This is a genomic window from Pseudoalteromonas amylolytica (genome assembly GCF_001854605.1).
GTDB classification, from domain to species: Bacteria; Pseudomonadota; Gammaproteobacteria; order Enterobacterales; family Alteromonadaceae; genus Pseudoalteromonas; species Pseudoalteromonas amylolytica.
On sequence record NZ_MKJU01000011.1, the window covers coordinates 1 to 2,900 of the forward strand.

The 2,900-nt window shown below is 47.1% G+C and carries 3 rRNA genes; all 3 read left to right on the plus strand.

The features are described from left to right. A 23S ribosomal RNA gene (locus tag BET10_RS04080) occupies positions 1 to 1,728 on the plus strand; the annotation flags it as partial. A gap of 121 nt (positions 1,729 to 1,849) precedes the next feature. Continuing rightward, positions 1,850 to 1,964: ribosomal RNA gene (gene rrf, locus BET10_RS04085) — 5S ribosomal RNA — on the plus strand. Positions 1,965 to 2,007: 43 nt separating this feature from the next. Continuing rightward, positions 2,008 to 2,122, plus strand: a 5S ribosomal RNA gene (rrf, locus tag BET10_RS04090). The last annotated feature ends 778 nt before the right edge of the window (positions 2,123 to 2,900 follow it).

The window sequence follows — 2,900 nt, forward strand, 5'->3', positions numbered from 1 at the left end:
TATTCGCGGGGTAGGGGAGCGTTCTGTAAGCGGTTGAAGGTGTACCGGGAGGTATGCTGGACGTATCAGAAGTGCGAATGCTGACATGAGTAACGATAAGAGGAGTGAAAAACTCCTCCGCCGGAAGACCAAGGGTTCCTATCCCATGTTAATCAGGGTAGGGTAAGTCGACCCCTAAGGCGAGGCTGAAGAGCGTAGTCGATGGGAAACGGGTTAATATTCCCGTACTTGGAATAATTGCGATGGGGGGACGGAGCAGGCTAAGTAAGCATGGCGTTGGTTGTCCATGTGAAAGTGTGTAGGCTGAGAACTTAGGAAAATCCGGGTTCTTAAGGCTGAGACACGAGACGAGCATCTACGGATGTGAAGTTACTGATGCCCTACTTCCAGGAAAAGCCTCTAAGCTTCAGATTATTTCGAATCGTACCCCAAACCGACACAGGTGGTCAGGTAGAGAATACTAAGGCGCTTGAGAGAACTCGGGTGAAGGAACTAGGCAAAATTGTACCGTAACTTCGGGAGAAGGTACGCTGACATTAGGTGAAGAGCTTCGCGCTTGGAGCTGAAGTCAGCCGCAGTGACCAGGTGGCTGGGACTGTTTATTAAAAACACAGCACTGTGCAAAATCGTAAGATGACGTATACGGTGTGACACCTGCCCGGTGCCGGAAGGTTAATTGATGGGGTTAGACTTAGGTCGAAGCTCTTGATCGAAGCCCCGGTAAACGGCGGCCGTAACTATAACGGTCCTAAGGTAGCGAAATTCCTTGTCGGGTAAGTTCCGACCTGCACGAATGGTGTAACCATGGCCACGCTGTCTCCACCCGAGACTCAGTGAAATTGAAATCGCAGTGAAGATGCTGTGTACCCGCGGCTAGACGGAAAGACCCCGTGAACCTTTACTACAGCTTGGCACTGAACATTGACCCTACATGTGTAGGATAGGTGGGAGGCTTTGAAGCGCAGACGCTAGTTTGTGTGGAGCCGTCCTTGAAATACCACCCTTGTAGTGTTGATGTTCTAACTTAGGCCCCTAATCGGGGTTGAGGACAGTGCCTGGTGGGTAGTTTGACTGGGGCGGTCTCCTCCCAAAGAGTAACGGAGGAGCACGAAGGTTGGCTAAGTACGGTCGGACATCGTACGGTTAGTGTAATGGTAGAAGCCAGCTTAACTGCGAGACAGACACGTCGAGCAGGTACGAAAGTAGGTCATAGTGATCCGGTGGTTCTGAATGGAAGGGCCATCGCTCAACGGATAAAAGGTACTCCGGGGATAACAGGCTGATACCGCCCAAGAGTTCATATCGACGGCGGTGTTTGGCACCTCGATGTCGGCTCATCACATCCTGGGGCTGAAGTCGGTCCCAAGGGTATGGCTGTTCGCCATTTAAAGTGGTACGCGAGCTGGGTTTAGAACGTCGTGAGACAGTTCGGTCCCTATCTGCCGTGGGCGTTTGAGAATTGAGAGGGGCTGCTCCTAGTACGAGAGGACCGGAGTGGACGAACCGCTGGTGTTCGGGTTGTGATGCCAATTGCATTGCCCGGTAGCTACGTTCGGAATCGATAACCGCTGAAAGCATCTAAGCGGGAAGCGAGCCTCGAGATGAGTTCTCACTTTAACTTTAAGTTAACTGAAGGGCCGTTGAAGACTACAACGTTGATAGGCTGGGTGTGGAAGTGTAGTGATACATTAAGCTAACCAGTACTAATTACCCGTGAGGCTTAACCATACAACGCCAAAGTGGTTTTACGAGCTAGAAGTTAGTGTTACTAAAGTAGCGTTTTACGAATTATCAGAATTTTTCCAGATTTAGTAAATTGGTTAGAACAACCGATTTACGCTCCAGTTTTCCTGGTGACTATAGCGTTTTGGAACCACCTGACCCCATGCCGAACTCAGAAGTGAAACGAAACAGCGTCGATGATAGTGTGGCAGCTGCCATGTGAAAGTAGAACATCGCCAGGTCCTAATTTTATAAGTAATAATAAAAACTAAAGCAAAGAATTTGCTTGATAATAATAGCGTTTTGGACCCACCTGACCCCATGCCGAACTCAGAAGTGAAACGAAACAGCGTCGATGATAGTGTGGCAGTTGCCATGTGAAAGTAGAACATTGTCAGGCACCTAATTATAGAAAGCCCGATTCGAAAGAGTCGGGCTTTTTTGCGTGCAGAATCTTTGTGACCACGAAGTGGCGACAGAGAGTTCTGTGAAAGGTGAAGTAAGCAACCCTCACAAGTGCTAGCCTAAAAGTCCCTTTGTAATTACTAAACTAAGTCCCTCGGCGTTCTATAAACTGGATCATTTAACCTTGCGCAAAAGGAAATTAAGTACTGCGAGCTTGGTCATTAAACTTTTGCACAGTTGTTGGAAGGCGCTTCGCTTTTCCAACCTACGGCTTGTCGTTAACCTGGCGGTTGTTAAAGTGTTATAAAAGTTGAAATTTTAAGAGGTTTAGCTTAATAAATATCCGAACGGTCTGTTTTTATCACTTTTCTTCAATAATTCTGTAAAAACCGCTTGCGCTTTTTGTTCGCCGCCCTATAATGCGAGCCCACTGACACGGAGCGCTACGCTGAATAAGCAAAGCAACAACGGGTCAGCGTCGAGTAAAACTTAACTTTGCTTTTTCTTACCAAGAAAAACTTGAAATTAAGTGTTGACAAAAAATAGGGAATGCTTAGAATGCACACCCCTAGCGAGATGAAGCCAAGCGCTGAATCATCGCAACGTTCTTTAAAAATATGAAGCAATCATCTGTGTGGGCACTCGTACAGATTGAGTTCTAACAAAACATTTAGAGTCTCAATTGAACTGAGTGACCAACGGAATAAACATAGTTTATTCAGCACAGTCAATTCGTTCTTGGTAACAAGAACAAAATCAGAATTCAATGAGCG